This is a genomic window from Xanthomonas sp. NCPPB 1068 (genome assembly GCF_041479385.2).
GTDB classification, from domain to species: domain Bacteria; phylum Pseudomonadota; class Gammaproteobacteria; order Xanthomonadales; family Xanthomonadaceae; genus Xanthomonas; species Xanthomonas cannabis.
Genome location: NZ_CM192986.1, coordinates 497295 through 522768, shown reverse-complemented (window position 1 = coordinate 522768; position 25474 = coordinate 497295). Strand labels below are relative to the sequence as shown.

At 67.7% G+C, this 25474-nt stretch carries 19 protein-coding genes; 8 read left to right on the top strand and 11 right to left on the bottom strand.

What is annotated here, in order from left to right; translation table 11 throughout:
* Positions 1–57: 57 nt before the first annotated feature.
* From ACCQ12_RS02255 to ACCQ12_RS02230, 6 genes are all read left to right on the top strand, one after another.
* Positions 58–3645, top strand: coding sequence for a lamin tail domain-containing protein (locus ACCQ12_RS02255; RefSeq protein WP_372382838.1), 3588 nt, complete (start codon positions 58–60; stop codon positions 3643–3645).
* Positions 3646–3822: 177 nt separating this feature from the next.
* Positions 3823–4911 carry a pyruvate dehydrogenase (acetyl-transferring) E1 component subunit alpha gene (pdhA, locus tag ACCQ12_RS02250; RefSeq protein ID WP_039407955.1) on the top strand — a complete coding sequence of 363 codons (1089 nt, stop codon included), beginning with the start codon at positions 3823–3825 and terminating at the stop codon, positions 4909–4911.
* On the top strand, positions 4904–5974 hold the full coding sequence (locus tag ACCQ12_RS02245; RefSeq protein WP_047693942.1) for an alpha-ketoacid dehydrogenase subunit beta: 1071 nt from the start codon (positions 4904–4906) through the stop codon (positions 5972–5974). The genes pdhA and ACCQ12_RS02245 overlap by 8 nt, the downstream gene beginning before the upstream one ends.
* A 1-nt stretch (position 5975) precedes the next feature.
* Positions 5976–6359 carry an SH3 domain-containing protein gene (locus ACCQ12_RS02240; RefSeq protein WP_179453506.1) on the top strand — a complete coding sequence of 128 codons (384 nt, stop codon included), beginning with the start codon at positions 5976–5978 and terminating at the stop codon, positions 6357–6359.
* Positions 6356–7957 carry a dihydrolipoamide acetyltransferase family protein gene (locus tag ACCQ12_RS02235; RefSeq protein WP_372382837.1) on the top strand — a complete coding sequence of 534 codons (1602 nt, stop codon included), beginning with the start codon at positions 6356–6358 and terminating at the stop codon, positions 7955–7957. Before ACCQ12_RS02240 ends, ACCQ12_RS02235 begins: the two co-directional genes overlap by 4 nt.
* Before the next feature lie 235 nt (positions 7958–8192).
* Positions 8193–9470 carry a DEAD/DEAH box helicase gene (locus tag ACCQ12_RS02230; RefSeq protein WP_372382836.1) on the top strand — a complete coding sequence of 426 codons (1278 nt, stop codon included), beginning with the start codon at positions 8193–8195 and terminating at the stop codon, positions 9468–9470.
* A gap of 423 nt (positions 9471–9893) precedes the next feature.
* Here the strand turns inward: ACCQ12_RS02230 and ACCQ12_RS02225 are convergent, their stop codons facing one another.
* The 6 genes from ACCQ12_RS02225 to ACCQ12_RS02200 form a co-directional block, all read right to left on the bottom strand.
* Positions 9894–10226 carry a DUF6172 family protein gene (locus ACCQ12_RS02225; protein WP_166749718.1) on the bottom strand — a complete coding sequence of 111 codons (333 nt, stop codon included), beginning with the start codon at positions 10224–10226 and terminating at the stop codon, positions 9894–9896.
* A 135-nt stretch (positions 10227–10361) separates the two neighbouring features.
* A complete protein-coding gene (locus ACCQ12_RS02220; RefSeq protein WP_372382835.1) occupies positions 10362–11018 on the bottom strand; it encodes an LLM class oxidoreductase in 657 nt (218 codons plus the stop codon).
* 38 nt (positions 11019–11056) lie between these two features.
* Positions 11057–11863: an oxidoreductase gene (locus ACCQ12_RS02215; protein WP_184374608.1), complete on the bottom strand. Its 807-nt coding sequence runs from the start codon at positions 11861–11863 to the stop codon at positions 11057–11059.
* Between the two features lie 131 nt (positions 11864–11994).
* Entirely contained in the window at positions 11995–15087 is a 3093-nt protein-coding gene (locus tag ACCQ12_RS02210) for an efflux RND transporter permease subunit (protein ID WP_047693935.1), read from the bottom strand.
* On the bottom strand, positions 15084–16232 hold the full coding sequence (locus tag ACCQ12_RS02205; protein WP_372382834.1) for an efflux RND transporter periplasmic adaptor subunit: 1149 nt from the start codon (positions 16230–16232) through the stop codon (positions 15084–15086). Before ACCQ12_RS02205 ends, ACCQ12_RS02210 begins: the two co-directional genes overlap by 4 nt.
* A gap of 76 nt (positions 16233–16308) precedes the next feature.
* Positions 16309–16926 carry a TetR/AcrR family transcriptional regulator gene (locus ACCQ12_RS02200; protein ID WP_372382833.1) on the bottom strand — a complete coding sequence of 206 codons (618 nt, stop codon included), beginning with the start codon at positions 16924–16926 and terminating at the stop codon, positions 16309–16311.
* 88 nt (positions 16927–17014) lie between these two features.
* Between ACCQ12_RS02200 and ACCQ12_RS02195 the strand changes: the two genes are divergently transcribed.
* Positions 17015–18487, top strand: a complete 1473-nt coding sequence (locus ACCQ12_RS02195; RefSeq protein WP_372382832.1) for an efflux transporter outer membrane subunit — start codon at positions 17015–17017, stop codon at positions 18485–18487.
* 330 nt (positions 18488–18817) lie between these two features.
* Here ACCQ12_RS02195 and ACCQ12_RS02190 read toward each other — a convergent pair whose 3' ends face one another.
* Both ACCQ12_RS02190 and ACCQ12_RS02185 read right to left on the bottom strand, forming a co-directional pair.
* Positions 18818–19249 carry a VirK family protein gene (locus ACCQ12_RS02190; protein ID WP_372382831.1) on the bottom strand — a complete coding sequence of 144 codons (432 nt, stop codon included), beginning with the start codon at positions 19247–19249 and terminating at the stop codon, positions 18818–18820.
* Positions 19250–19706: 457 nt separating this feature from the next.
* Entirely contained in the window at positions 19707–21116 is a 1410-nt protein-coding gene (locus tag ACCQ12_RS02185; RefSeq protein ID WP_372382830.1) for an FAD/NAD(P)-binding protein, read from the bottom strand.
* A gap of 387 nt (positions 21117–21503) precedes the next feature.
* Here ACCQ12_RS02185 and ACCQ12_RS02180 point away from each other — a divergent pair, with 387 nt between their 5' ends.
* The gene (locus ACCQ12_RS02180) at positions 21504–22262 is read left to right on the top strand and encodes an SDR family NAD(P)-dependent oxidoreductase (protein ID WP_184388811.1); all 759 of its coding nucleotides are present in this window, start codon (positions 21504–21506) and stop codon (positions 22260–22262) included.
* A gap of 113 nt (positions 22263–22375) precedes the next feature.
* Here ACCQ12_RS02180 and ACCQ12_RS02175 read toward each other — a convergent pair whose 3' ends face one another.
* The 3 genes from ACCQ12_RS02175 to ACCQ12_RS02165 form a co-directional block, all read right to left on the bottom strand.
* Positions 22376–23005 carry an NAD(P)H-binding protein gene (locus tag ACCQ12_RS02175; RefSeq protein WP_123137530.1) on the bottom strand — a complete coding sequence of 210 codons (630 nt, stop codon included), beginning with the start codon at positions 23003–23005 and terminating at the stop codon, positions 22376–22378.
* Entirely contained in the window at positions 23005–25167 is a 2163-nt protein-coding gene (gene glgX / locus ACCQ12_RS02170) for a glycogen debranching protein GlgX (RefSeq protein WP_104579327.1), read from the bottom strand. The genes ACCQ12_RS02175 and glgX overlap by 1 nt, the downstream gene beginning before the upstream one ends.
* 109 nt (positions 25168–25276) lie before the next feature.
* Positions 25277–25462, bottom strand: a complete 186-nt coding sequence (locus ACCQ12_RS02165) for a DUF2934 domain-containing protein (RefSeq protein ID WP_047695471.1) — start codon at positions 25460–25462, stop codon at positions 25277–25279.
* Between the last annotated feature and the right edge of the window lie 12 nt (positions 25463–25474).

The window sequence follows — 25474 nt, the reverse complement described above, 5'->3', positions numbered from 1 at the left end:
CGTGGCCGGACCAGGGGAGCGTTTCACGTCTCAAGGATCCCAGGGGACTCTCATCTCATGCCAGTGTTGCAGTGTCGTGCAGCCTTACTTTTGTGTGGGCTGGCGCTAGCCGGCCATGCCAATGCCCAGGTCGTCATCAGCCAGGTTTACGGCGGTGGCGGCAATAGCGGCGCCACCCTCCGCAGCGATTTCATCGAGCTGCACAACATCGGCAGCAGCACGGTCAGCCTGGACGGCTGGTCGGTGCAGTACGCCTCGGCCGCCGGCAGCAGCTGGCAGGTCACCCCGTTGGCAGGCAGCGTGCCGGCCGGCGGCTATTACCTGGTCAAGCAGGCCGATGGCAGCGGCGGCAGCGTGGCGCTGCCCACGCCCGATGCCACCGGCACGCTGGCCATGAGCGGCACCGCCGGCAAGGTGGCGCTGAGCAATGCGACGGCGGCGCTGAGCGGCACCTGCCCCACCGGTTACGCCGATCTGGTCGGCTACGGCAGCAATGCCAGCTGCGCCGAAGGCAACGCACCCACGGCAGCGCCCAGCAATACGCTGGCGGTGCTGCGCGGCAATGAAGGCTGCACCGACACCGACAACAACGCAGCCGATTTCGCCACCGGCGCGCCGGCACCGCGCAATAGCGCCAGCGGTGCGCGCCTGTGCAGCGGCGGCGGCCAGCCGATCGCCACGCTGGCCGATGTCAGCCAGGCCGAGGGCAATACCGGCACCCGCAGCGTCGTGTTCACGCTGAGCCTGAGCCAGCCAGCCGGCGCGGGCGGGGTGAGCTTCACCGCTGCCACCGTCGATGACACCGCCACCGCCGGCAGCGATTACGTCGCCCTGCCCGCCACTGCCCTGCGCATCGCCGCTGGCGAACGCACTGCCAGCATTGCGGTGGACGTGGTAGGCGACACCATCGCCGAGCCTGATGAAAGCTTCCGCCTGCAGATCAGCGGGGTTACCGGCGCGCTGCCGGCCACGCTCAGTGCCACCGGCACCATCCTCAACGACGACTTCAGCCTGCTGCCGATCCACGCCATCCAGGGCAAGGGCGCCCGCTCGCCGCTGGACGGCCAGGTCGTCGCCACCTCGGGCATCGTCACCGCACGCCGCAGCGCCGGGTTCTTCCTGCAGGCGCCGGATACGGAAGCCGATGGCGACCCGGCCACCTCCGAAGGCGTGTACGTCTACACCGGCAGCGCACCGCCGGAAGCGGCCGCCATCGGCAACCGCGTGCGCGTGCAGGGCACGGTGATCGAATACGTGCCCACCGCCGACCCCACCCAGCCACCGCTGACCGAAATCGGCGGCAGCGTCACCGTGCTGGCCGATTCCACCGGCAACCCGTTGCCGTCCCCGATAATCCTGCGCCCCGACTTCCCCAACCCCAACGGCGCCTATGACCAGCTCGAAGCGCTGGAAGGCATGCGCGTGGCCGCTGCCAGCCTCACCGTCAATGCACCCACCGGCGGCAGCGTCAACGAGACCAATGCCACGGCCACCAGCAATGGCGTGTTCCATGCGGTGGTCACCGGCGTGCCGCGCGCCTTCCGCGAGCCGGGCGTGCAGTTGCCCGACCCGCTGCCGGCCGGTTCGCCAGCCGGGGTGCCGCGCTGGAATACCAATCCGGAAGTGATCGCGGTCGGAAGTGCCGGCGTGGGTGGCGAGCGGCTGGATCTGGCCTCCGGCTGCATGGTGTTCAATGTGGTCGGCCCGCTGGATTACAGCTTCCGCCGCTACACGCTATACCCGGAACGTACCCCGCAGGTGGTCTGCAACGATGCGGATAAACCGCGTCCGGCACCGCTGCCGCAGGCCGACGATGTGGCCGTGGCGACCTACAACATGGAACGCTTCTTCGACGACCAGAACGACCCGGCGATCGGCGAACCGGTACTCACGCCGGTCGCGTTCCAGGCCCGCCTCAACAAGGCCTCGCTGGCAATCCGCCGTTATCTGCATCTGCCCGATATCCTGGGCACGGTGGAAGTGGAAAGCCTGAGCGTATTGCAGGCGTTGGCGGCGCGCATCAATGCCGACGCAGTGGCCGGGGGGCAGTCCAATCCGCAATACGTGGCCTACCTGCAGGAAGGTAACGACGTGGGCGGCATCGACGTCGGCTTCCTGGTCAAGACCGCCTGGGTCGCCGGCGGCGTGCCGCGTGTAGAAGTGCTCTCCATCGCGCAGGAAGGCAAGACCGCCACCTGGACCGAACCGGCCGGCGGCGTGAGCCTGCTCAACGACCGCCCGCCGCTGGTGCTCAGCGCCAACGTGCATCAGGCCGATGGCCGCACGCTGCCGCTGACCGCCATCGTGGTGCATCAGCGCTCGCTCAACGGCGCCGACACCGACGACGCGGCCGGCACCCGCATCCGCGCCAAACGCCAGGCCCAGGCCGAGTATCTGGCGCGCCTGCTGCAGACGCGTCAGCAACTGAACCCTGACGAGAAAGTGCTGGTGATGGGCGACTTCAACGCCTTCGAATTCAACGATGGCTATGTGGATGCGATGGGCACGGTCACCGGTAAACCGGCGCCGGACGCGCAGACGGTGGTGGGCGGCGATGGCGCCGATCTGGTCAACCCGGATTACACCGACCTGACCTGGTTCAACACGCCCGACCAGAGCTACTCGTACGCCTTCGACGGCAACGTGCAGTCGCTGGATCACATCCTGGCCAACGACGCACTGATGCGCACGCCGCAGATCGCCTCGCTCTCGGTCGGCCACGCCCGCATCAATGCCGATTTCCCCGGCACTGCGCGCAACGATGCCAATACGCCCACGCGCCTGTCCGATCACGATCCCACCGTGGTGCTGTTGCGCATGACCAAGCAGGTCAATGCGGACCTGGGCGTGGCAGTCACGGCCGCACGTGCGCAGGTCACTGAAGGCGAGCGCATCGACTACACGGTAGATGTGGAAAACCGTGGGCCGGATCGGGCACCGTTCACAGCACTGGCGCTGGTGTTCGACCTGCCGGTGCGGGCACGTATCACGGCTCCGACGGGTTGGATCTGCCAGAACCAGACCAATGCCACGCAGACCACGTTCACCTGCAATCTGCCCGCGTTGAACCCCGGCGCCATGCAGAGCTTTGCGGTGCAACTCGATACTGGCTCGGAACTGGCAGGCCGCACCGTGATGCTGGCCGGGTCGGTCGCCTCGCAGTCTCCCGACCCGCAGCCGGACAACAACACCGACACCGCGACGGTCTCGGTGCAGGCACGGCCGCAACCCCGCAGCGACCTGGCGGTGCGTTTCGACGGCCCCACCAGTCTGCCGACCACCGCCTTCAATGCCAGCTACCGCGTGCTGTTGAGCAACATCGGCGCCGCACCGGCGCAACGCCCCAGCCTGGTGATCGAAGGCAACACGGTGTCGGCGTTGTCGCAGCTGGTGCCGCCGCAGGGCTGGCGCTGCGACAAGCAGGTGCAATCGCTGCGCAGCGCCCGCTTCGTCTGCAGCACTGCGGCGGTGGTATTGCCCGGCGCGCAGGCCGCCTTCCAGCTGACCGTGGCAACCAAGCCACTCCCGGCCGAAGGCGCGGTGCGGGTGCAGGCCACGGCCAGCTCCAGCTCGCCCGATGCCAATCCGGCCGACAACACGGCGCTGATCGTCACCCCGATCGGCGGGGGCAACAGCCGCCGCTGATCGCACTGCAACACGTCGCAGTGCGTTACTGCGACAAAGGGCGCGGCCTGGTCCGCGCCCTTTTTTTTGTGCATCCCAGCATCATTGTGTGCTGCGGTGCAGGACAGCGTTTTGCTCCGCCGTCCTTAACATGGCAACTCATATCATTTGAAACTTCTTGATGAAGGTGTCGCCGCAATGAGCGTAGCCGCGCAGTTCCAGATCGACTATCTGCAATACATGGATGCGGACGGCAACCTCGTCCGCGACGACCTGCCGGCCGACGCCGCCAATCCGCAGACCCTGCTCGCCCTGTTCAAGCGCATGCTGTTCGTGCGCACCTTCGACACCAAGTCGGTGGCCCTGCAGCGCACCGGCAAGCTCGGCACCTACGCTGCCAGCCTTGGCCACGAAGCCACCCACGTGGGCATCGGTGCATCGATGCGCAGCGGCGATGTGTTCGCGCCCAGCTATCGCGAATACGGCACCATGTTTGAGCGCGGTGTGCGCCCGCGCGATGTGCTGCTGTACTGGGGTGGCGACGAGCGCGGCAGCGACTATCCGCGCGACGCCGATGCGGCCATCGACTTCCCGATCTGCGTGCCCATCTCCACCCAGTGCCTGCATGCAGCCGGCTCGGCGCTGTCGTTCAAGCTGCAGAACAAGCCGCAGGTGGCGGTCGCTTGCTGCGGCGACGGCGGCAGTTCCAAGACCGACTTCTATGCCGCACTGAATTCGGCCGGTGCCTACAAGCTGCCGCTGATCCTGTGCGTGATCAACAACGGCTGGGCGATCTCGGTGCCGCGTTCGGCGCAGACCGGCGCGCAGACCCTGGCGCAAAAAGGCCTGGCTGGCGGCCTGCATTGCCTGCAGGTGGACGGCAACGACCTGATTGCGGTGCTCGAAGCCATGCGCCAGGCGCGCGTGCGTGCGCTGGCCGGCGACGGCGGCACGGTGATCGAGTTCATGACCTACCGCCTCACCGATCACACCACGGCCGATGACGCGCGCCGCTATCGTGGCGAAGATGAAGTCAAACAGGCCTGGACCCGCGAGCCGCTGCTGCGCCTGCGCCGCTATCTCACCGCGCAGGGCCTGTGGGACCAGGCACAGGAAGACGCATGGAAAGCCGAATGCGGCGCGCGCATCGACGAAGAGGTCAACGCGTACCTGAACACGCCGGTGCAACCGGTGGAGGCGATGTTCGATTACCTCTACGGCGACCCGCCGGCCGCATTGCTGGCACAGCGCGCCGAGGTGATGGCCCTGGAGACGCGTCATGGATGAGCTCAAGCATGTGCCCGCCGATACGTCGCAGCACGCCAGTGCCCCTTACAACGCCGCTGCAACGCGCGGAGAGATTGCCATGAGTTCGCCCATCACCTTGATCGAAGCCATCACCCAGGCGCTGGCCTGGGAGCTGGAACACGACCCCGCGGTGCTGGTGCTGGGCGAGGATGTCGGCGTCAATGGCGGCGTGTTCCGCGCCACTGCCGGCCTGCAGCAGCGCTTCGGCAGCGAACGCGTGCTGGACACGCCGCTGGACGAAACCACCATCGCCGGCCTGAGCGTGGGCCTGGCCGCGCAGGGCATGAAGCCGGTGGCGGAAGCGCAGTTCGATGGCTTCGTGTATCCCATGGTCGATCACCTGATCTGCCACGCCGCGCGCCTGCGCAACCGCACCCGTGGCCGTCTGCATTGCCCGATGGTGGTGCGCGTGCCGTGGGGCGGCGGCATCCGCGCACCGGAGCACCACAGCGAAGCCAACGAGGCCATCTTCACCAACGTGCCCGGTTTGCGCGTGGTGTTGCCGTCCTCGCCGCAGCGTGCCTACGGCCTGTTGCTGGCCGCCATCCGCGACCCGGACCCGGTGATCTACATGGAGCCCAAGCGCATCTACCGCCAGTACAAGGAAGTGGTGGCCAACGACGGCGAGGCGTTGCCGCTGGATGTGTGCTTCGTGCTGCGCGACGGCACCGATGTCACCCTGGTCACCTGGGGCGCGCAGGTCAAGGAAGCGCTGGAAGCGGCCGACGCACTCGCCGGCGAAGGCATCAGCGCCGAAGTGATCGACGTGGCCACGCTGCGCCCGCTGGACTTCGACACCATCGCCGAATCGGTGGCGAAGACCGGCCGCTGCGTGATCGTGCAGGAAGCTCCGCGCACCGCCGGCTTCGGTGCGGAAATCGCCGCGCAGCTGGCCGAAAAATCCATGTACGACCTGCGCGCGCCGGTCGAACGCGTCACCGGCTACGACACGCATATCCCGCTGTTCCGGCTGGAAATGAAGTACCTGCCCAGCGTGGAGCGCATCGTCACTGCCGCACGGCGCGCCGTGGCTGCCGGCTGACATGCGCGCCCGTCTGCTCTGCACGCACCGCGCCGCCTACGCCAACCCGGTCCGCTTCCAGGCCGGCCAGCGGGTCAGCGTGGGTGTACGCGATGAAGAATGGCCGGCGTTCGCCTGGGTCACCACCGGCGACGGCCGTGCCGGCTGGGCGCCGTTGGCCTGGCTGCGCCCGTTGGGCGACGGCATCGCCGAAGCACTGCGCGATTACGACGCACGCGAACTCACTGCCGACACCGGCGAGGACGTGTTGCTGCACCACGAACATGGTGGCTGGTGGTGGTCCGAGCGTGCCGATGGCGCGCAGGGCTGGCTGCCGGCGGCCGACCTGGAACTCCTCGACGACACCACGCCGCACGTGCCTGCGGCGCAAGAGAATCTGCCATGAGCGAAAGCAAGACGTTTCATCTGCCGGACCTGGGCGAAGGCCTGCCGGATGCCACCATCGTCGAATGGTTCGTCAAGGAAGGCGACAGCGTGCGCCTGGACGAGCCACTGGTGTCGATGGAAACCGCCAAGGCGGTGGTCGACGTGCCCTCGCCGTTCTCCGGCACCGTGGTCAAGCTGGCCGGCGCGGCCGGCGATGTGATCGTGACCGGTTCCATGCTGGCGCAGTTTGCGCTGGATGCCTCGCAGCCGCAGCGTGCCGATGGCCAGGACACCGGCCACGGGCATGGTCACGCCGCCGCCCAGGCCACGACACCCAGCACCGGCCAGAGCGCGGCCGGCTCCACCGAGCGCGTGGTGGCCTCCGATGACGGCGGCGAAATTGCCGATGCCGACGCCGGCACCGGGCAGCGTGACGACGCCGGTACCGTGGTGGGCGCGATGCAAAGCTCCGACACCGTGCAGAGCGAGCAGGCCATCGCCGTCGGCGGCGTGCGCGCGATGCCGGTGGTGCGGGCGCTGGCGCGCAAGCTGCGCGTGGATTTGGCGCAGGTGCGCGCCACCGGACCGGACGGCACGGTCACGCTGGCAGATGTGAAGCAGGCAGCCGCCGCCGGCACCGCGCAGCCCTCACCCGGCGCGCATGGCGCGCCGACCTCTCCCGCAAGCGGGAGAGGTGGTGCAATCGGTGACGGTGGGAGGGGTGGTCCGATCAGTGGCGGTGGCAGAGGCGGCTCGATCGCTGACGACGAGAGAGATGGTCCGATCGCTGACGGTGGCAGAGGCGGTTCGATGGGTGACGGTGGGAGAGCCGCTGCGATCGCTGCCGACGGCAGAACGGCGACCCTTCTCCCGCCTGCGGGAGAAGGTGCCCGCAGGGCGGATGAGGGCAGCTCTACCCGCTCGCCGCTCTCAGCCAGCGGCAAGCCGATGCGCACCCAACCGCCCGGCATCAGCGCCAAGGGCCAGCCCGAACAGCTCAGGGGCGTGCGCCGCAACATGGCACGCGTGATGGCCGATGCGCACAGCAAGGTGGTGCCGACCACGCTCAACGACGACGCCGACCTGCATGCCTGGCAGCCCGGTAACGACGTCACCGTGCGCCTGGTGCGCGCCATCGTGCGCGCGTGCCAGGCAGTGCCCGCGCTCAACGCCTGGTTCGATGGCGATGCACTCAGCCGCACCCTGCACCATCAGGTCGATGTCGGCATCGCGGTGGACACCGAGGAAGGCCTGTTCGTGCCCGCGCTGCGCAACGCCGACATGCTGGATGCGCACGGCATCCGCGAGGGCGTCAACCGCCTGCGCCAGCAGGTGGAAAGCCGCAGCATCTCTGCCTCCGAACTGAGCGGTTACACCATCTCGCTGTCCAACTTCGGCATGTTCGCCGGCCGCTACGCCACACCGGTGGTGGTGCCGCCGTGCGTGGCGATCGTGGCTGCCGGCCGTGCGCGCTATCAGCTCACCCCGGTCATGGGCGGGGTGGAAACCCACAAGGTCATGCCGCTGTCGCTGACCTTCGATCACCGCGCCGCCACCGGCGGCGAAGCGGCGCGCTTCCTGCGCGCGATGCTGGACGATCTGGCGCTGGCCAGCTGAGGCGCAGCGGGCAACTGGCCGCGCCCATCGCTGGATGGGCGCGGCTGGCCTGGCGGCTGCCCTCCGCACGCCAACGCTTCGGCGGTTGCGCGCCTGGATTGTCGCGCGGCTGAGTTGTGGAGCGGCTGATCTGCGGCCTGGCGGCAGGGCCGCTGCCGACCGACGCAGTGTTCGCCGGAAACTCCGATTGAGGGGCGACCGAGCGATTGCAGTGCAATGCCTGGATAATCGGCGCATGTCATTTTCCAATCTCTCGCTGTCGCCGCAGCTGCAGCCGTTCTTCGATACCGCGCTGGCCAAGGCCGGCGTGCGCACGCCCACACCGATCCAGCAACAGGCCATCGGACCGATGCTGGCCGGACGCGATCTGATTGCGATGGCGCAGACCGGTTCGGGCAAGACCTTGGCCTATGCGTTGCCGCTGCTGCAGCAACGCATGCTGGCGCCGGAGAGCGCACCGCGCGTGCTCGGCGCGCTGGTACTGGTGCCCACCCGCGAGCTGGCCGCGCAGGTGGACGAGACGCTGCGCCAGCTGGCGGCGCATCTGCCGCGGCGCCTGAAGACCGTGCTCGCCACCGGCGGCAGTTCGATCAATCCGCAGTTACTGGCGTTGCGCGGTGGCGCCGACACCGTGGTGGCCACGCCCGGTCGGCTGCTGGATCTGGTCGATCACAACGCGCTGCGCCTGAGCGAGGTATCCACGCTGGTGCTGGACGAAGCCGACCGCCTGCTGGAGCTGGGCTTCGGCGCCGAGCTCGATCGCATCCTGGCGTTGCTGCCGGCGCAGCGGCAGAGCGTGCTGTTTTCGGCCACCTATCCGCCGGCCATCGCCGCGCTGGCAAAACGCCGCCTGCGCGACCCGCTGCGCATCACCATCGAGGCCACGCCGGAGCAGGCACCGGCAATCGCACAGCGCGCGATCGCGGTGGATGCCGGCCAACGCACGCAGCTGCTACGGCAACTGCTGCTCGACGCGGGCTGGCCGCAGCTGCTGGTGTTCGTCGCCAGCCGCCACACCGCCGAGAAGGTTGCCGAAAAACTGGGCAAGGCCGGCATCACGGCCCAGCCGCTGCATGGCGACCTGAGCCAGGGCCGCCGCGAGCGCACGCTGCGCGCGTTCAAGCAGCACGAGGTGCAAGTGCTGGTGGCCACCGATCTGGCCGGGCGCGGCATCGACATCGACGCGCTGCCGGCGGTGCTCAATTACGACCTGCCCCGCTCCACCGTCGACTACACCCACCGCATCGGGCGCACCGCACGCGCCGGCGCCAGCGGCGTGGCAATCAGCTTCGTCACCGCCGACAACGCCCAGCAATGGCGGCTGATCGAAAAACGCCAGGCGCTGCGTGTCGCCCCCGAGATCGTCCCCGGCTTCGAACCGACGCCCGGCGACGCGCCCGCTGCGGGCGCGCCCATCCGCGCAGCCGACGACAACGGCGGCATCAAGGGCAAGCGGCCCAGCAAGAAGGACAAGCTGCGCGCGGCTGCGCAGGCTGCGAGCAAACCGGACTGACGCGCCAGCAGCGCGGTACATCGCGTTGCGCAGGCACCTCGATCCGCGGGCGACGCGCGGTGGCAGGCCCCCGTTGCCGCAGTACAGCCGCGCAGGTCCGGTTCGCCGCTAAACCACATGGCGACAAACGCCGCCTTGTGCGGAGCGCGACGAAGCTGGCGTACAACCTGGCGCGCCGCATCCGTCAGCTACGGACGCCGCAGCGCAACCTCAGCGCCTGCAAAGTGCAGCCGTTTCCCAGCCTGCAGCACCGCCTGCCCGGCCGCTGCGCAACCGCGATGAAAGCCGCGCTTCGAGCGCCTGACAGCAGCCGACAGCGTAGGTGTGGACGGTGCAAGGGCACTGCGGTGCACGCGTGCCAGATGCCGGTCCAGTGCACCGGCCGCGCCGTCATGGCGGCGGCGCAGTCGTCATGAGCGGCGCTCAGTCCTGCTCGAAATCCAGCTCGCCGCCGGCCAGCGCATCGCCGTCGGTGCGCGGGGTGCGCTTGGCGGGCTTGCGCAGGATTTCCACGAAGAACTGGTCGCCACCTTCGCTGGTGAGCGTGTTGATCGCGCGGATCAGCTCTGCCGGCGGCAGCGGCTGCGCACTGGTTTCGTCCACGCCAAAGCGCATGTCGAAGTCCCAGTAGTCCGCACCTTCCGGCAACTCCTTGCGGCGCTCGCGACGGATGTACTTGCGGATATCGTGCTTGCTGGACTCCAGCAGACGATCGCGGTTCTTGCCTTCAAGGTTGAGCTGGTAGGTCTTGCGCATGGCGACATCGGTTGGGAACTGGCCGCCTATTGTGAGGCCACGTGGCCGGTCTGGGTGAATCGGGGCGCGGCGGTGCCGGCGCGCCCTCACCACCGCCAACCTGGCCGGCACCCTGCGATCGCCGATAGATGGGGCTCAGCCCGGCACCGGACCATTGCGGTACGGCAGGCCGAGATGGTCACGCAAGGTCTGCCCGGTATAGCGCTGACGAAACAGGCCACGCGCCTGCAGGATCGGCACTACCTGCTCCACGAAATCGGTCAGGGCACCCAGGCCCGCGTCCGGGAGAATGGTGAACCCGCCGCCGATGTCGGCGCGAAACCAGGCTTCCAGGAAGTCGGCAACCTGCTCGGGCGTGCCGATGGCGACGGGGTGATGGCCGAGTACGCCATGCGCAAGGATGTCGTGCAGCGACCACCCCTGCAGGGCCAGCGCGTAGGCGCGTTGCGCACGCGGATCGGCGCTGGCGGGAACCGGCTGCGGCAGCCTCTGCACGGGGATCGGCCGGTCGGGGTCGAGCTGCCCGGGCTCCACCCCGAGCATCGCCGCGAGCTGGCGCAGGCGTGCCTGCGGGTTGCCCAACGCGTCCAGTGCAGCGCGACGGTCGAGCGCCTCACGCTCGCTGGACGCCAGCGAGGTGACCACGGAGGAGAATACGGTCACCTCGTCCGGCGCACGCGACTGGCGCCGCAGCGCCTCGGACAGCGTGCGCCAGTAGCGGCGTGCCGCGGCCAGATCCAGCGGTTGGTTGTAGACCGCCTCCGCGCCGGCGCTGCACTCGGCGGGCGTCACGATGCATGCAGTGGCTGGCACAACGCGGCCGCCACGCGTCAGCGCAGACCCAGCTGCTTGCGCAGGCTGCCATCCACCGCACCGGCGGGCATGAAGCGGCGCAGCTTGCGCAGCAGCGATGCCTGCCCGGGGGGCGTGCGACGCATGCGCCATGCACCCAGCGCGGCGTCCACCACGGTGCTGGCCACGTCCTGCGGTTCCGGTGCGTTGTCGATATGGCCGGTGACCGCACGGCTGACCACGCCACGTTCGCGGTCGTACTCGGCAATCGGGGTGTGCGCCACCGGCGAATTGCTGCCCAGGCTGGTCTTGGTATACGCCGGCTCCACCAATGTCACCCGGATACCGAACTGGCGCAGCTCATGGTCCAGCGATTCGGACAGCCCTTCCACCGCGTGCTTGGAGGCGGCGTACACACCCATGTACGGCGCCGGCAGAAACCCCAGTACCGAGCTGACATTGACGATGCGTCCCGCGCGTTGTGCACGCATGTGCGGCAGCACCGCCTGGAGGGTGCGCAAGATGCCCAGCACATTGGTGTCCAGCAGTGCGGCAGCCTCTTCGACACTGGTTTCCTCCACCGCGCCGACCAGGTTGGCGCCGGCATTGTTGACCAGCACATCGATGCGGCCGCTGTGCCCAACGATGCCATCGACGACCCGTTTGATGGACGCTGCATCGCGGATATCCATCTCGACCAGCTCCACGTTCGGCAGCGGTGTTGCACCAGCGCGGTTGCGCACCGTGCCGTAGACGATGCAGCCACGCGCGGCAAAACGCGCGGCGGCCACGCGCCCGATCCCGGACGAGACGCCGGTGATCAGCACCACAGTCTGTTGTTGCATTGCAGGTTCCTCGAATGAAAGGAGAACAGCGTGCGCTCGCGCAGCAAGGCCGACGCGGGCGCCGCGGTTCGAAAGAGATGCAAGGACCACACACCTGGGCGACGGCAGCACCGCTACCGCCGCCCGGCGCCTTACGCGTGCTGTGCCACCGCAGGCTTACTCCCGGTGGTGTCGGGCCGGATCTTGAACCAGATCGAATACATCGCCGGCAGGAACACCAAGGTCAGGATGGTGCCGGCCAGGGTGCCGCCGATCAGCGTGTACGCCAGCGTGCCCCAGAACACCGAATGGGTGAGCGGGATGAACGCCAGGATCGCGGCCAGCGCGGTCAGGATCACCGGCCGCGCACGCTGCACGGTGGCTTCCACCAAGGCATGGAACGGGTCCAGTCCTTCGGCTTCGTTGTGATGGATCTGCCCGATCAGGATCAGCGTATTGCGCATCAGGATGCCCGACAGCGCAATCAACCCCACAAGTGCGTTGATGCCGAACGGCTGCTGGAACAGGATCAAGGTCGGCACCACGCCGATCAGGCCGAGCGGGCTGGTCAGGAACACCATCACCATCGCCGAGATCGAGCGCACCTGCAGGATGATAATGAGCAAGGTGGCCGCCAGCATGATCGGGAACAACGGCAGCATGGCGGTGGTTGCCTTGCCGGATTCCTCGATGGAGCCAGCCTCCTTGATCTGATATCCACCGGGTAGCTTGTCGATGATCGGCTGCAGCTGCTTAGTGATCGCTGCCGAGACATCCGGCGGCTGCAACTGGTCGTCGACATCGCCACCCACGGTGATCGTTGGCACCCGATCACGGCGACGCATGACCGGCTCTTCCATGCGCACATCCACCTTGCCCACCTGCGACAGCGGCACGCGTTGGCCATTGCCACCGGCCAGGGTGAAGTCGGCGATGCGTGCCGGATCGAAGCGCGTGTCGCCGGCCGACCGCGCCACTACCTGCACGCTGCGGATATCCTCGCGCACCAGCGTGATCGGCACGCCGGTCAGCAGGAACTGCAACTGCTGGGCAACCGCGGTCGAGGTCAAGCCCACTGCCTGCAGGCGGTCCTGGTCCAGGCTGAAATGCAGCGTCGGTGTGCGCACGCCCCAGTCGGTATTGACGGTGCGCAGCATCGGGCTGTCCTGCATGACCTGCTTGACCTGTGCAGCGATGCCACGCAGCACCTGCGGGTCGGGACCGCTCACCCGGTAGGCCACCGGAAACTGCGAGTACGGGCCGAAGGTCAGTTGCGTCACGCGCACGCGCGCTTCCGGTGCCAGGCCTTGCGCGATCGCCTCACGCAAGCGCAGCTTCAGCGCATCGCGCTCGTGCTGGTCGTCGGTACGCACCACGATCTTGGCGAACGAGGGGTCCGGCAGTTCCGGGCCCATCGCCAGGAAGAAGCGCGGCGCACCCTGACCGATGTACGCGGTCACGATCTTCGCTTCCTTCTGCTTGGCCAGCCAGGCTTCCACCTTGGCGGCCGCCGCACTGGTCTGGGTGATCGAGGTGCCGTACGGCAGCTGCACTTCCACCAGCACTTCGGGGCGGTCGGAGATCGGGAAGAACTGCTTCTTGACGATGCCCATGCCGACGATCGCCAGCACGAACAGTCCCACCACCGAACCGGCCACCAGCCACTTGCGGGCAATCACACGGCCCAGCGCATCGCGAAAGCGGTTGTAGCGCGGCGTGTCGTACATCGCCGCGTGGCCGCCTTCGACCTTCTTCAGGTCGGGCAGCATCTTCACGCCCAGATAAGGCGTGAACACTACAGCTACCACCCACGACACGATCAACGCGATACCCACGATCCAGAACATGTTGCTGGTGTATTCGCCGGCCGTGGAGGCAGCAAACCCGTTCGGCATGAAGCCGACTGCCGTGACCAGGGTGCCGGACAACATCGGCGCAGCGGTGTGGCTCCACGCGTACGCCGATGCGGCGACGCGGCCATAGCCTTCTTCCATCTTCACCACCATCATCTCGATCGCGATGATGGCGTCGTCCACCAGCAAGCCCAGCGCCAGGATCAGCGAGCCCAGCGTGATGCGGTCGAAATTCTTGCCGGTGGCCAGCATCACCACGAACACCGCTGCCAGCGTCAGCGGCACGGCTGCCGCCACCACGATGCCCACCCGCCAGCCCATGCTGACGAAGCACACCAGCATCACCACCAGCAGCGCGACGAAGAACTTGGTCATGAACTCGCCGACCGACGCGTCGATGTTGACCGCCTGGTCGGTGACCTTGCTCAGGCTCATGCCCAGCGGCAGCTCGGCATTGATTGCGCTGACTTCGCTGTCCAGCGATTTGCCCAGATCCAGGCCGTTCCAGCCATCGCGCATGATGATGCCCAGCAGCAACGCCGGTTCGCCGCCACTGCGGATCATGAAGGTCGACGGATCTTCGTAGCCGCGTTTGACGGTGGCGATATCGGACAGTTTCAGCGTGCGGCCCTGCACCACCAACGGGGTATCGCGGATCTTCTGCAGGCTGTCGAGCGCGCCATCCAGGCGAATGAACACCTGCGGCCCGCGCGTTTCCACCGACCCGGCGGCATTCAAGGCGTTCTGTGCGTTGAGTGCGGCAAACACGTCCTGCGGACTGACGCCCAGCGTAGCCAGACGCTCATGCGAGAACTCGACAAAGATGCGCTCGGGCTGCTCGCCGATGATGTTGACCTTCTTGACGCCCGGCACGTGCAGGATGCGCTGGCGCAGGGTCTCGGCATCGCGTGCCAGCAACCGCTGTGGCTCACCCTTGGCCTTCAGCGCGAACAGCGCAAAGGTGACGTCGGCATATTCGTCGTTGATCAGCGGCCCGATCACCCCGGCCGGCAGGTTTGCCACTTCATCGCCGGCTTTCTTGCGCGCCTGGTAGAACTGCTCCTGCACTTCACCGGGCGGGGTGCTGTCCATCAAGGTCAGCGTCGTGAACGCAAGACCGGGGCGCGTATAGGTTTCGGTGCGGTCGTACCAGCGCAATTCCTGCATGCGCTTTTCGAGTTTTTCGGCCACCTGGTCCTGCATTTCCTGCGGCGTGGCGCCCGGCCAGGCGGTCACGATCGTCATCACCTTGATGGTGAATGCCGGGTCTTCGGCACGCCCGAGCTTGAGAAACGCCACCAGGCCGGCCAGCGAAATCAGGAAGATCAGAAACAGCGTGATGGAGCGCTCGCGCACGGCGAGCGCCGAGAGATTGAACCGGCCCTCGCTCACGGCTGCGCTCCTGCCGCCTTGGCGGTGTTGCCAGCGGTGGCGGCAGTGCTGCCGGCAGCACCGGCACCGGCGATGCGTACCTGCGCACCGTCGCGCAGCAGGTGTGCACCCAACGCCACGATGCGCTCGCCGCGCGCCAGCGTGCCGGCGACATTGGCATGGTCATCATCCAGCCCCAGCACCGTCACCGGCCGCCAGCTCACCTTGGTCGGGTTGCCGGCAATCACCCACACCCCCGGCCCCTTGCCGGCATCGAACAGCGCGGCCAGCGGCACCTGCAGGCCAGACTGGGTGCCGGCTGTGGTGGTGCCGGAAACGCGCACGCTGACCGTGGTGCCAAGCGGCGCCTGCGCCAGCGCGCCGTCGAGCACGTAGCGTGCCTCGAAGGTGCGCGTGAGCCGGTCGGCACTCTCGGACAGCTGGCGCAAGGTGGCCGGCACGCTGACGGCGGCATTGCCGAACAGCGTGGCCTGGGCCACCGAGCCGACCTGCGGGCGCAGGGTTTCCGGCAGCTGGATCACCGCCTCGCGCGGACCGGCATGCGCCAGCCGCACCACCGGCTGCCCGGCCGCGACCACCTGGCCCGGCTCGACCAGGGTCTCCATCACCACGCCATCGGCATCGGCCAGCAGGTCGGAGTAACGGTTGGCGTTGCGCGCCACGTCGGCCTGGGCCTGGGCGGCGCTCAGCTGCGCCTTGGCCGCATCGGCGGCCGCCTTGATCTGGTCGTAGGCCGAGGCCGAGATGGCACCGGTGCCGCGCAGGTCGCGGTAGCGGGCCTCGTCGTCGGTGGCCTGCTGGGCGCGGGCACGCGCGGCGGCGACCGCGTCCTGCTGCGCACGGGCAGCCAGCTGCAGATCCACCGGGTCGATGCGCATCAACGGCTGCCCGCGCTTGACGCTTTGGCCGGCATCGACCAGCCGTTCGGACACCTTGCCGGCCACCCGGAAGCCCAGGTCGCTCTGGACCCGCGCCGCGACGGTGCCGGAAAAGCTGCGCGCTGCACTGCTGGCATCGCCCACCGTGGCTACCCGGACCAGCGGGCTGGCAGTGCGTGGATCAGGCTGTGCCTTTCCGCCGCAGGCACTCAGTGCCAGCGGCAGGACACACAGGACGGTGGAGGTAACGAGGCGGCGCCGAAGCATGGGAATCCCGAAGCGATCTGATGAAGGCTCGCATCCTGGGACTTGTGACCAAATCAGTCAATAGTCACAACGCAATTTACGGCGACAGGCTGCGTAGCACCAGACCCGACAGCAGCACCGGCATGTCTTCGACCTGCTCCAAGTTGTACTGGAGCATCGCCGGATTCATGTACGGGCGCAGCACCGCGTAGACGGCCTGGGCGGCCTCGTCCAGCGGCGTCTTGCGCTCGAAATCGCCATTCAGGCGGCCCTGCTGCAGCACGTCGTGCACCAGCTTCTGCATGCGGACCTCGTAGGCCACGACCGACTGCCAACGCTCGGTGGCGGCCGACGCCGCAATCTCATACAGCTTGCGGTCCTGGAAGCACAGCCGCAGGCTGGCCTCGGTAATCGTCTTGAAAAGTCGACGGATTTTCTCCGGCGCCTGGTCGGTTTCGTCCATTGCGGCGCAGACCTCGGTCTCGATCTGGCGCATGCAGTTGGTGCAGATCGACTCGCCGATGGCCTGCTTGGACTCGAAGAACTTGTAGATGTAGGCCTTGGAGAACCCGATCGCCTTGGCCAGGTCCGAGACAGAGGTCTTTTCATAGCCATAGCGGCTGAAGTGGTCGGTGGCGGCGACGACGATCTGGTCGCGCACGTCGTGATCGACCGGGCCACGGCCGGAAACTGGGTAACTGGATGCTTTGCTCATTTCGACAGCTTAGCGCTGTCGCCCCCGACTTACAAAAGTGACCATTTAGTATTACAGTCACTCACCGTCCCGCCACTCTGGTCCCGTCATGCCGTCACTCCGCACCCTTGCAGCGCTTATCGCCGCCAGCCTCGCCGCAGGCTGTGCGGTGGGCCCCAACTATGCTCGTCCGGATGCTCCCCTGCCCGAGCACTATCTCGGTCAGGCCGCCGTGGCTGAACGCCAGGCCAGCGCACAGGCCGATCTGGACAGCTGGTGGGTCGGCTTCAACGACCCGGACCTGAGCCGCTACGTCACCGCCGCACTGGCGCAGAACCTGGACCTGGCGCAGGCCACCGCGCGGGTGACCCAGGCCCGTGCCGGGCTGACCGCCGCCACCGCCGCGCTGCTGCCTTCCGGCAACATCAACGGCAGCGCGACGCGCGCCTACCAGTCGCTGGAGACGCCGCAGGGCCAGGTGCTGAACAGCCTTCCCAACTTCGATCGCTACGCGAGTATCTACGAGGCCAATCTGGGCGCCAGCTGGGAGCTGGATCTGTTCGGCGGCCTGCGTCGCGGGCGCCAGGCCGCGCTGGCCGACTACCAGGCCACCGACGCCGGCGCGGCAGCCACGCGCCTGGCGGTCGCCGCGCAGACCGCCGACATCTACATCGGCATCCGCGGCCTGCAGGCGCGGCTGGACGTGGCCCAACGCCAGGTCGCCACCCAGCAGGGCCTGGTGTCGATGGTGACGCTGCTGCACGGCAAGGGCCTGGCGGCCGAACTGCAACTGCAGCAGGCCCAGGGTGCACTGGCCCAGGCCCAGGCCACGGTGCCCGGGCTGGAGGCCGGGCTGGTGGCGGCCATGAACGCGCTGGATGTGATGCTGGGGGTGGCGCCCGGCACCCACCGCGCGGAGCTGGCGGCCAGCAAACCCATCCCGGCTGCGCCGCAGATCGCCGACAGCGGCACGCCGGCCGATCTGCTGCGTCGCCGTCCCGACCTGATCGTGGCCGAGCGCCGGCTGGCCGCGGCCAATGCGCGCATCGGCGTGGCGATGGCCGAGTACTACCCCAAGTTCTCGCTGAGCGGCCTGCTCGGCAGTGCCACCGCCATCTCCGGCGGCAATCTGTTCACCGGCGACGCCGCACAGTCGTCCGGCGTGCTGGGGCTGCGTTGGCGGCTGTTCGATTTCGGCCGCATCAACGCGCAGATCGCGCAGGCCAAGGGCCAGGAAGCCGAGCAACTGGCTGCGTACCGCCTGGCTGTCCTGCGCGCCACCGAAGATGTGGAAAACGCCTTCACCGCGCTGGTCAAACGCGAGCAGCAGGCCAACGTGCTAACGCAGGGCGTGGAGGCGTTGGGCAAGGCGCGTGGCGCCTCGGCGCTGGCCTACGAAAAAGGCACCGTCAGCCTGATCGAAGTGCTCAACGCCGACGACAGCCTGCTGCGCGCGTCCGATGCGCAGGTGCAGGCGCGCACCGAGGCTGCGCGCAGTGCGGTGGCGACGTTCAGGGCATTGGGTGGTGGCTGGCAGGCTGGAGGCAATGAGGCGGTTGCGGTGCAGCGGCAGGAGCAATAGCGGCAGAGCGCGTGTGGCTTCGCCCCGTACCCGTACCCTCACCCCAACCCCTCTCCCGCAGGAGAGGGGCTCCGGCTGCGCGCACTGCGCGGCGCAGTGAAAAGACATCCCTTCTCCCGCCGGCACCTTCTCCTCCTTCATGGAGGAGAAGGGGCCCCGCAGGGGTGGATGAGGGTACGTGCGAAGCCTTGATTGCTTGCGCACCTTTTCATTACCCCACGAGCGTCGCCACGCCACGTCTCGCTACAACATCGCAATTCCGAACGTACAACATCGACGCGTGCAACTTCGAGCTTCCAACGCAGGTAGCGCGTTACGCGTTGACCGCAATCAATCGGCATGAAACCGAATGCCCTCATTGATCGCGCATTGATACGCCAGCATCGGTCCGCGCTGCTGCAGCGCCGGCAAGTCGTACATATAGGTGGTGAAGCGCACGCTCCCATCCGGGCGCAGTTGATAGCGCATGAACTGCTGGATCGGCTTGCCGTCGTTGGCCACGGTGAAATGCGACCCCGAAAATGCCGCGGTGCCATCGTCGGTGATGCGATAGGCATCGATATGGCGGCCACCGCGGGTCTTGCTGATCGGCGTGCCTTGCTCGGGTATGCAGCGACCGAGATCGGTGGTCAGGCTGACGTCGTAACCGGATTCCAATGCGGCAATGACGTCGGCTCGCGTCTTCAGCGATTCGCTGGCCAATGCAGGTAATGCACTGGCGCACAGTACAGCGGCAACCACAGCGGGGATAAGGCGGGACATGGCGAACTCCAGGCAGAGGAGGGAATCAAGCGCCCTGGACGTTGGTCAGCCCAGGGCGGACACCATGCGCCAGGCGCGCCCGCCGCCGCCCGCCGCGCTACGCATTGCGCGGCATGTTTGCGCTGCGCGACAACGCGCGGGCACGGCGCACAGTTTGGCTATGTCTTCCTGCGCAGAGGCTGTTCTGACTTCTCGCCACGCGAGCATGCCGCGGCGCGGCGTCACTGACGGCGTTGCGCCCCGGCGGATCGGCAAGAACATGCCGGACACGCGGGTGATCACCGCTGCATCCCCGGATCGACACGGGCCGCGGATACACCCCACGCAAGGCTTGCGGGCGCGCTGCCCTGCCAGGCGCAGCGCTGCCGGGCGTCGGCGCGCCGTCCGCACCACCCGACGCGTACTCACCATGGTTTGTCATGGCTGCTGAGCCAAGGGGAGAAGGCCCGGCATGCCCCTACAACCGCGCATTGACCTCGCGCGGCACCTGTTCCGGTTCCGGCTGTAACGCCGGTGTTGCCCCCAGCAACAAGCGCTCGGCGAGCGCGCGCGTGGCCACACGCAATTCGGGGACGGCGGTGATTTCCCAGTAACGCCCACGCAGCAGCGGCCCCACGCAATACAGCCCCGGCACGATCTGCCCGGCGCCATCGCGCACCCGCAGCTGCGCATCGGTGTCCACCCCAAGACCCAACGGATCGGCACGTAACAGACCGGCTTCGCGCATGCCGGCGATCAACGGGTCGCTGGTGCGGTCGATATCGGTATCCAGACCCGTGGCGCGAATCACCGCGTCGTAATGGCCCGTCTGTGCATCTGCAGCGCCGCGCGGGCGGATCACCGCTTCCACCCCGTCCGGCACCCAGCGTGCGCGCAGCAGCCGCGCTGCCACCACCTGCAGCTGTCCGGATGCCTGCAGCTGCGCCAACTGTTCGGCCGCGCCCGGCGCCACCCGATGCCGCGCCACTTCCCAATACGGGCGCAGATGCCGCAGGAAGCGCGCACGCTGGGCAAGGTCCAGCCGCTGCCACAGCGGTTGCAGATGCGGGCGCAAGGCATCCACCACGCGACGCCAGTCGTCGACCACCGCACTCAGCTGGCGCACCCCGCGCAGCAGGCCACGCAGGTCGGCATCCTTGAGCGCACGTTGCAGATGCGGCGGCAACTCCAGCGCTGCGCCGGGCTGGCGCAGATGCGCCTGCGGTGCCAGCCCACGCCGCGAAATCGCCAACATGCGCCCGCGGTGTCCGCGCGTATGCAGGGTCAGGGCCACATCCACCATGGTCAGCCCGGTACCCACGATCAGCACGTCGTCGTCGGGCGCCAGCCGCGACAACGCATCGCCCTGCCACGGCCAGCCGATGTAGCGCGGGTGCACGCTCAGGCGCGGGCCGATACCCGCCAACGCCTGCGGCTGCAACGCACCCACCGCCAGCACCACGCGGTCGCTCTGGAACGCATCGCCATTGGCAAGGAAGACGCGAAAGCCCTTGCGCACGCGCTCCACCGCCACCGCCTCGTGCGACAGCCGCATGACCGAGGCCTGCGCGCCGCTCACCGCCGCATCCAGCTCGCTGCGCAGGTAGTCGCCGTAGGCCAGGCGCGGCAGGAACTCCAGCCGCCCGCTCTCACCCAGATGCAAGGTGTCGGCAAAGGCGCCGGGCGCCTGTGCATCGATGCCCAGATCCTTGGCGCGCACGTTGAGCAGATGCTCCGGCCGCGCCGCGCCATAGGCAATGCCGCTGCCGAAGGTCTCGGCCACGCCCACCAGGGTGATGCGTACCTGCGCATCGGCCGTCTGCGCCAGTGCACGGACCAGCGCGGTGCCGCAGAAGCCGGCCCCGATGACGGTGATATGGGTTTCCATGTGCAACTCCCACTGAATGACCCGCACGTTGTGCCCGCAGCGCGGCGCCAGTGTGTAAACGTTTGGTTAGCGGCGCGCGGCCGAAACGGCATGAGCACATCGCCAGCGGTGATGAGGCTTGTGGTGCAGGCAACGGCTGTCGGACATGGCAGCGATATGACAGCGGCCGCCACTGCACGCGGTGGTGTCGGCAGCGGCTGCAGGCGGCTGTTTGCTGCGGCGCTGCGCAACGGCAGCCGCGTCTGTCGTGGCGAACGTGCTGGTGCAGTTCAAGGACGAACGGGCGTCGTTGAGCGTGGTTGGTTGAGCGTGCCAGGCTGACCGTGCATAAGGCGACCGTGTCGCCCGGCTGCCTGATAATGCAGCTTTCCGATCCGAGCGCCCGTCATGTCCACTCCCGCTGTCCGCCCGCAACGTGTGCTGATCGCTGGCGGCAGCCGTGGCATCGGCCTGGCGATCGCCGAGGCGTTCGTGCGTCACGGTGCGCAGGTCTCGATCTGCGCACGCACCGCCACTGGCCTTGCACAGGCTGCGAGCGCACTGGCGGCGCATGGCGCGCCGGTGCACACACGGCCTTGCGACCTGGCAGACGCCACCCAGATCGATGCCTATGTGCAGGCCGCCGCGCAGGCGCTGGGCGGCCTGGACGTGGTGATCAACAACGCCTCCGGCTACGGGCATGGCAACGACGATGCGAGTTGGCAGGCCGGACTGGATGTCGACCTGATGGCCGCGGTGCGCTGCAATCGCGCCGCGTTGCCGTATTTGCGCAGCAGCGATGCAGCAGTGATCCTCAACATCAGCTCGATCAACGCACAACGCCCCACCCCACGTGCCATCGCCTATTCCACCGCCAAGGCCGCGCTCAATTACTACACCACCACGCTGGCCGCAGAGCTGGCGCGCGAGCGCATCCGCGTCAATGCCATCGCACCGGGCTCGATCGAATTTCCGGATGGCCTGTGGGACAAGCGCAGTCGCGAGGAGCCGGAGCTCTATGCACGCATCCGCGACAGCATCCCGTTCGGTGGATTCGGGCAGGTGCAGCACATCGCCGACGCCGCGCTATTCCTTGCCTCGCCGCAGGCGCGCTGGATCACCGGGCAGGTGCTGGCGGTGGATGGTGGGCAGTCGTTGGGGGTGTGAGCGGGTAGCGCGACAGGTCTGTAGGAGCGCGCTTGCGCGCGATGAAGCGTTCCCGATGACGCCCCATCGCGCGCAAGCGCGCTCCTACACAAGCCAAGCAATCAACACAGCTGCTACACCAACTCCGCCGCCTCAACACGATGCTCGCCGCGTGCTGGCGATAACGCGGCAGCTACCATCGCGGCAGCAATCCGCTCGGCCGGGTTGATGCGGAAGCGGCGTGGCAGGAGCGGGCCGAGTGCACCCAGCACGAGGCCGCCAAGGTGTTCGCCGGTGCGGCGTTCTTCGCGCTCGCCGCCGATCAGTCCCGGGCGGACGAAGGTCAGCGACGGGAAGCCAATCGTCCGCAGATCGCGTTCCAGTTCGCCCTTGACGCGGTTGTAGAAGATGCGCGAGTGCGCATCGGCACCGGCCGCCGAATTCAGCACGAACACCGAGGTGCCCTGCGCGCACGCCGCGCGTGCCAGCGCCATCGGGTAATCGTGATCGATGCGGTAGAACGCCTCGCGCGAGCCGGCCTGTTTCATGGTGCTGCCCAGCGCGCAGATCGCCGCTTCCATGCGCGGGGCGGTCCAGTGCTCCAGGCGTTCGAAGTCGATCACCTGGTTGCGCAGCTTGGGATGGATCTGCGTCAGCGGCCGCCGCGTCAGCGCCACCACGCCAGTGCAGCGCGTATCGGCGAGCAATTGCTGCAGGACCTGCTTGCCGACCAGGCCGGTTGCCCCCGCCAATAACACATCCATCAGCGCGCACCTTCGGAAACGATGCGTGCACTGCTGACCACGCGATCGCGCTCCACCGCCAGCAGGGTGAGCGAATGGGCGGGCGCCTTCCATTCGCTGCCACCGGCCACCACGCGGCCGCCGTGACGCGCGGTATCGACCAGCACGCGCCAGTGTTCGTCGTGCATGGCCGGCAGGGTGAACGACACGCTGGTGGAGGCGGCATTGATCAGCATCAGCAAGGTGACGTTGGCGGCGATCTCGCGCAGGCCGGTGGTCGGCGAGCGGCCGTCCAGGCGCAGCATCAGGGCGCGTGCCTCGGGATCGTGCCAGGCGGCTTCGTCCATCTCGGTACCGTTGGGCGCCAGCCAGGTGAGATCCTTCAGACCCAGCGCTTCATCGAATTTTCCGTCGAAAAAGCGTGCGCGATGCAGCAGCGGGTAACGCTGACGGATGCGGATCAGGCGGCGCACGAAGGCGGCCTGATCGGCCGCTGCGGCCTTGGTGGCGGCGGTCCAGTCGATCCAGGTCAGCTCGTTGTCCTGGCAATACGCATTGTTGTTGCCGTTCTGGCTGTGCCCGAACTCATCGCCGGCCAGCAGCATCGGCGTGCCTTGCGACAGCAGCAGGGTGGCCAGCAGGTTGCGCATCTGCTGCCGGCGCAGCTGCTTGATCGCCGGGTCGTTGGTGTCGCCTTCGACGCCGTAGTTGGCGGAGATGTTGTGGTCGCTCCCGTCACGGCCGTCCTCGCCGTTGGCCATGTTGTGCTTGCCTTCGTAGCTGACCAGATCGCGCAGGGTGAAGCCGTCGTGCGCGGTGACGAAGTTGACCGAGGCGGTCGGGCGGCGGCCGCTGTGGTTGAACAGGTCTGCAGAGCCGGTAAGGCGCGTGGCCAGCTCGGCCAGCTGGCCGCCGTCGCCGCGCCAGAACGCACGCACGTTGTCGCGGAATTTGTCGTTCCATTCCACCCAGCCGGGCGGAAAATTGCCCACCTGATATCCGCCCGGGCCGATATCCCACGGCTCGGCGATCAACTTGGTCTGGCTCAGCACCGGGTCCTGGCGCACCGCGTCCAGGAAGCTGCCGGAGGGATCGAAACCATAGCGTTCGCGGCCGAGGATGCTGGCCAGGTCGAAGCGGAAGCCGTCCACGTGCATTTCCTGCACCCAGTACCGCAGCGAATCCATCACCATGCGCAGCGCGCCGACATTGGTCAGGTCGAAGGTGTTACCGGTGCCGGTGTCGTTGATATAGAAGCGGCGATCGTCGGCCAGGCGGTAATAGCTGGCGTTGTCGATGCCCTTGAACGAGAGCGTGGGCCCGAGCTCGTTGCCTTCGGCGGTGTGGTTGTAGACCACGTCCAGCAGCACCTCCAGCCCGGCGTGATGCAGGCGTGCCACCATCTGCTTGAACTCGGCCACGGTGCGCGTGGACATGTAACGCGCCTGCGGCGCAAAGAAGCCCAGCGTGTTGTAGCCCCAGTAGTTGCGCAGGCCTTTTTCCAGCAGGTATTGATCGTCGACGAAGGCGTGCACCGGCAGCAGTTCCACCGCGGTCACACCGAGTGAGCTGATGTGGTCGATGAGCTCATCGGTCTTCAAGGCCGAGAAGGTACCGCGTTCGTCCAGCGGCACCGCGGGATGCAGCATGCTCAGGCCGCGCACGTGCGCTTCATAGATTACCGTGCGGTTCCAGGGCGTCTGCGGCGGGCGGTCCTGGCCCCAGGTGAACGCCGGGTCGATCACCGCGGATTTGGGCATGAATGCCGCGCTGTCACGGCGATCGAAGCTCAGGTCCTTGTCGCGGTGGCCGATGGTGTAACCGAACAGATGCGGCGCCCATTTGAGTTCGCCGACAATCTGCTTGGCGTAGGGGTCCAGCAGCAATTTGTTGTGGTTGAAGCGATGCCCCGCGTCGGGGGCATAAGGGCCGTGCACACGGTAACCATACAACTGCCCGGGGCGGGCGTCGGGCAGGTAGCCGTGCCAGACCTCGTCGGTGTATTCGGGCAGTGCGATGCGCTCCTGCTCGCGGCCACGCTCGTCGAACAGGCACAGCTCCACGCGGGTGGCATTGCGCGAATACAGCGCGAAATTGACACCCAGGCCATCCCAGGTGGCGCCGAGCGGGTTGGGACGGCCTTCGCGGATGCGCGAGCGCTGGGTGAACTTGCGAGTGGCCATCGGTGACTCCTTAGAACGGTGAACTCAAGACGGTGTGCGATTGCGGGTGCTGGCGGGTCCACCCGCACGGCGCGCCATACGGCGCCCGTGCAAGGTGCCCGGGACCACGTTACTGGCGTGCAGCAATGGGCGTGGCCGCAGACTCGGCGGCCTGCTCGGCGGCGCGTTCTTCGGCATCCACCAGCCGCTCGGCCATGGCCCAGTGGCGGTCCGCATGCCCATCGGGACGGCCTTCGGCCTCCCAGATCTCCTGTGCCAACTGGCGAAGCCGCGCCTGCCGTTCCATGTCGTTCATTGCGTACGTTTC

Excerpts from the sequence above, each read along its gene's own strand:
- ACCQ12_RS02175 (WP_123137530.1), bottom strand. The coding sequence starts at position 23,005 with ATGGATGTGTTATTGGCGGGGGCAACCGGCCTGGTCGGCAAGCAGGTC.
- ACCQ12_RS02245 (WP_047693942.1), top strand. The coding sequence starts at position 4,904 with ATGGATGAGCTCAAGCATGTGCCCGCCGATACGTCGCAGCACGCCAGT.
- ACCQ12_RS02230 (WP_372382836.1), top strand. The coding sequence starts at position 8,193 with ATGTCATTTTCCAATCTCTCGCTGTCGCCGCAGCTGCAGCCGTTCTTC.
- glgX (WP_104579327.1), bottom strand. The coding sequence starts at position 25,167 with ATGGCCACTCGCAAGTTCACCCAGCGCTCGCGCATCCGCGAAGGCCGT.
- ACCQ12_RS02215 (WP_184374608.1), bottom strand. The coding sequence starts at position 11,863 with ATGCAACAACAGACTGTGGTGCTGATCACCGGCGTCTCGTCCGGGATC.
- ACCQ12_RS02225 (WP_166749718.1), bottom strand. The coding sequence starts at position 10,226 with ATGCGCAAGACCTACCAGCTCAACCTTGAAGGCAAGAACCGCGATCGT.
- pdhA (WP_039407955.1), top strand. The coding sequence starts at position 3,823 with ATGAGCGTAGCCGCGCAGTTCCAGATCGACTATCTGCAATACATGGAT.
- ACCQ12_RS02205 (WP_372382834.1), bottom strand. The coding sequence starts at position 16,232 with ATGCTTCGGCGCCGCCTCGTTACCTCCACCGTCCTGTGTGTCCTGCCG.
- ACCQ12_RS02180 (WP_184388811.1), top strand. The coding sequence starts at position 21,504 with ATGTCCACTCCCGCTGTCCGCCCGCAACGTGTGCTGATCGCTGGCGGC.
- ACCQ12_RS02185 (WP_372382830.1), bottom strand. The coding sequence starts at position 21,116 with ATGGAAACCCATATCACCGTCATCGGGGCCGGCTTCTGCGGCACCGCG.
- ACCQ12_RS02255 (WP_372382838.1), top strand. The coding sequence starts at position 58 with ATGCCAGTGTTGCAGTGTCGTGCAGCCTTACTTTTGTGTGGGCTGGCG.
- ACCQ12_RS02200 (WP_372382833.1), bottom strand. The coding sequence starts at position 16,926 with ATGAGCAAAGCATCCAGTTACCCAGTTTCCGGCCGTGGCCCGGTCGAT.
- ACCQ12_RS02165 (WP_047695471.1), bottom strand. The coding sequence starts at position 25,462 with ATGAACGACATGGAACGGCAGGCGCGGCTTCGCCAGTTGGCACAGGAG.
- ACCQ12_RS02240 (WP_179453506.1), top strand. The coding sequence starts at position 5,976 with ATGCGCGCCCGTCTGCTCTGCACGCACCGCGCCGCCTACGCCAACCCG.
- ACCQ12_RS02190 (WP_372382831.1), bottom strand. The coding sequence starts at position 19,249 with ATGTCCCGCCTTATCCCCGCTGTGGTTGCCGCTGTACTGTGCGCCAGT.
- ACCQ12_RS02235 (WP_372382837.1), top strand. The coding sequence starts at position 6,356 with ATGAGCGAAAGCAAGACGTTTCATCTGCCGGACCTGGGCGAAGGCCTG.
- ACCQ12_RS02195 (WP_372382832.1), top strand. The coding sequence starts at position 17,015 with ATGCCGTCACTCCGCACCCTTGCAGCGCTTATCGCCGCCAGCCTCGCC.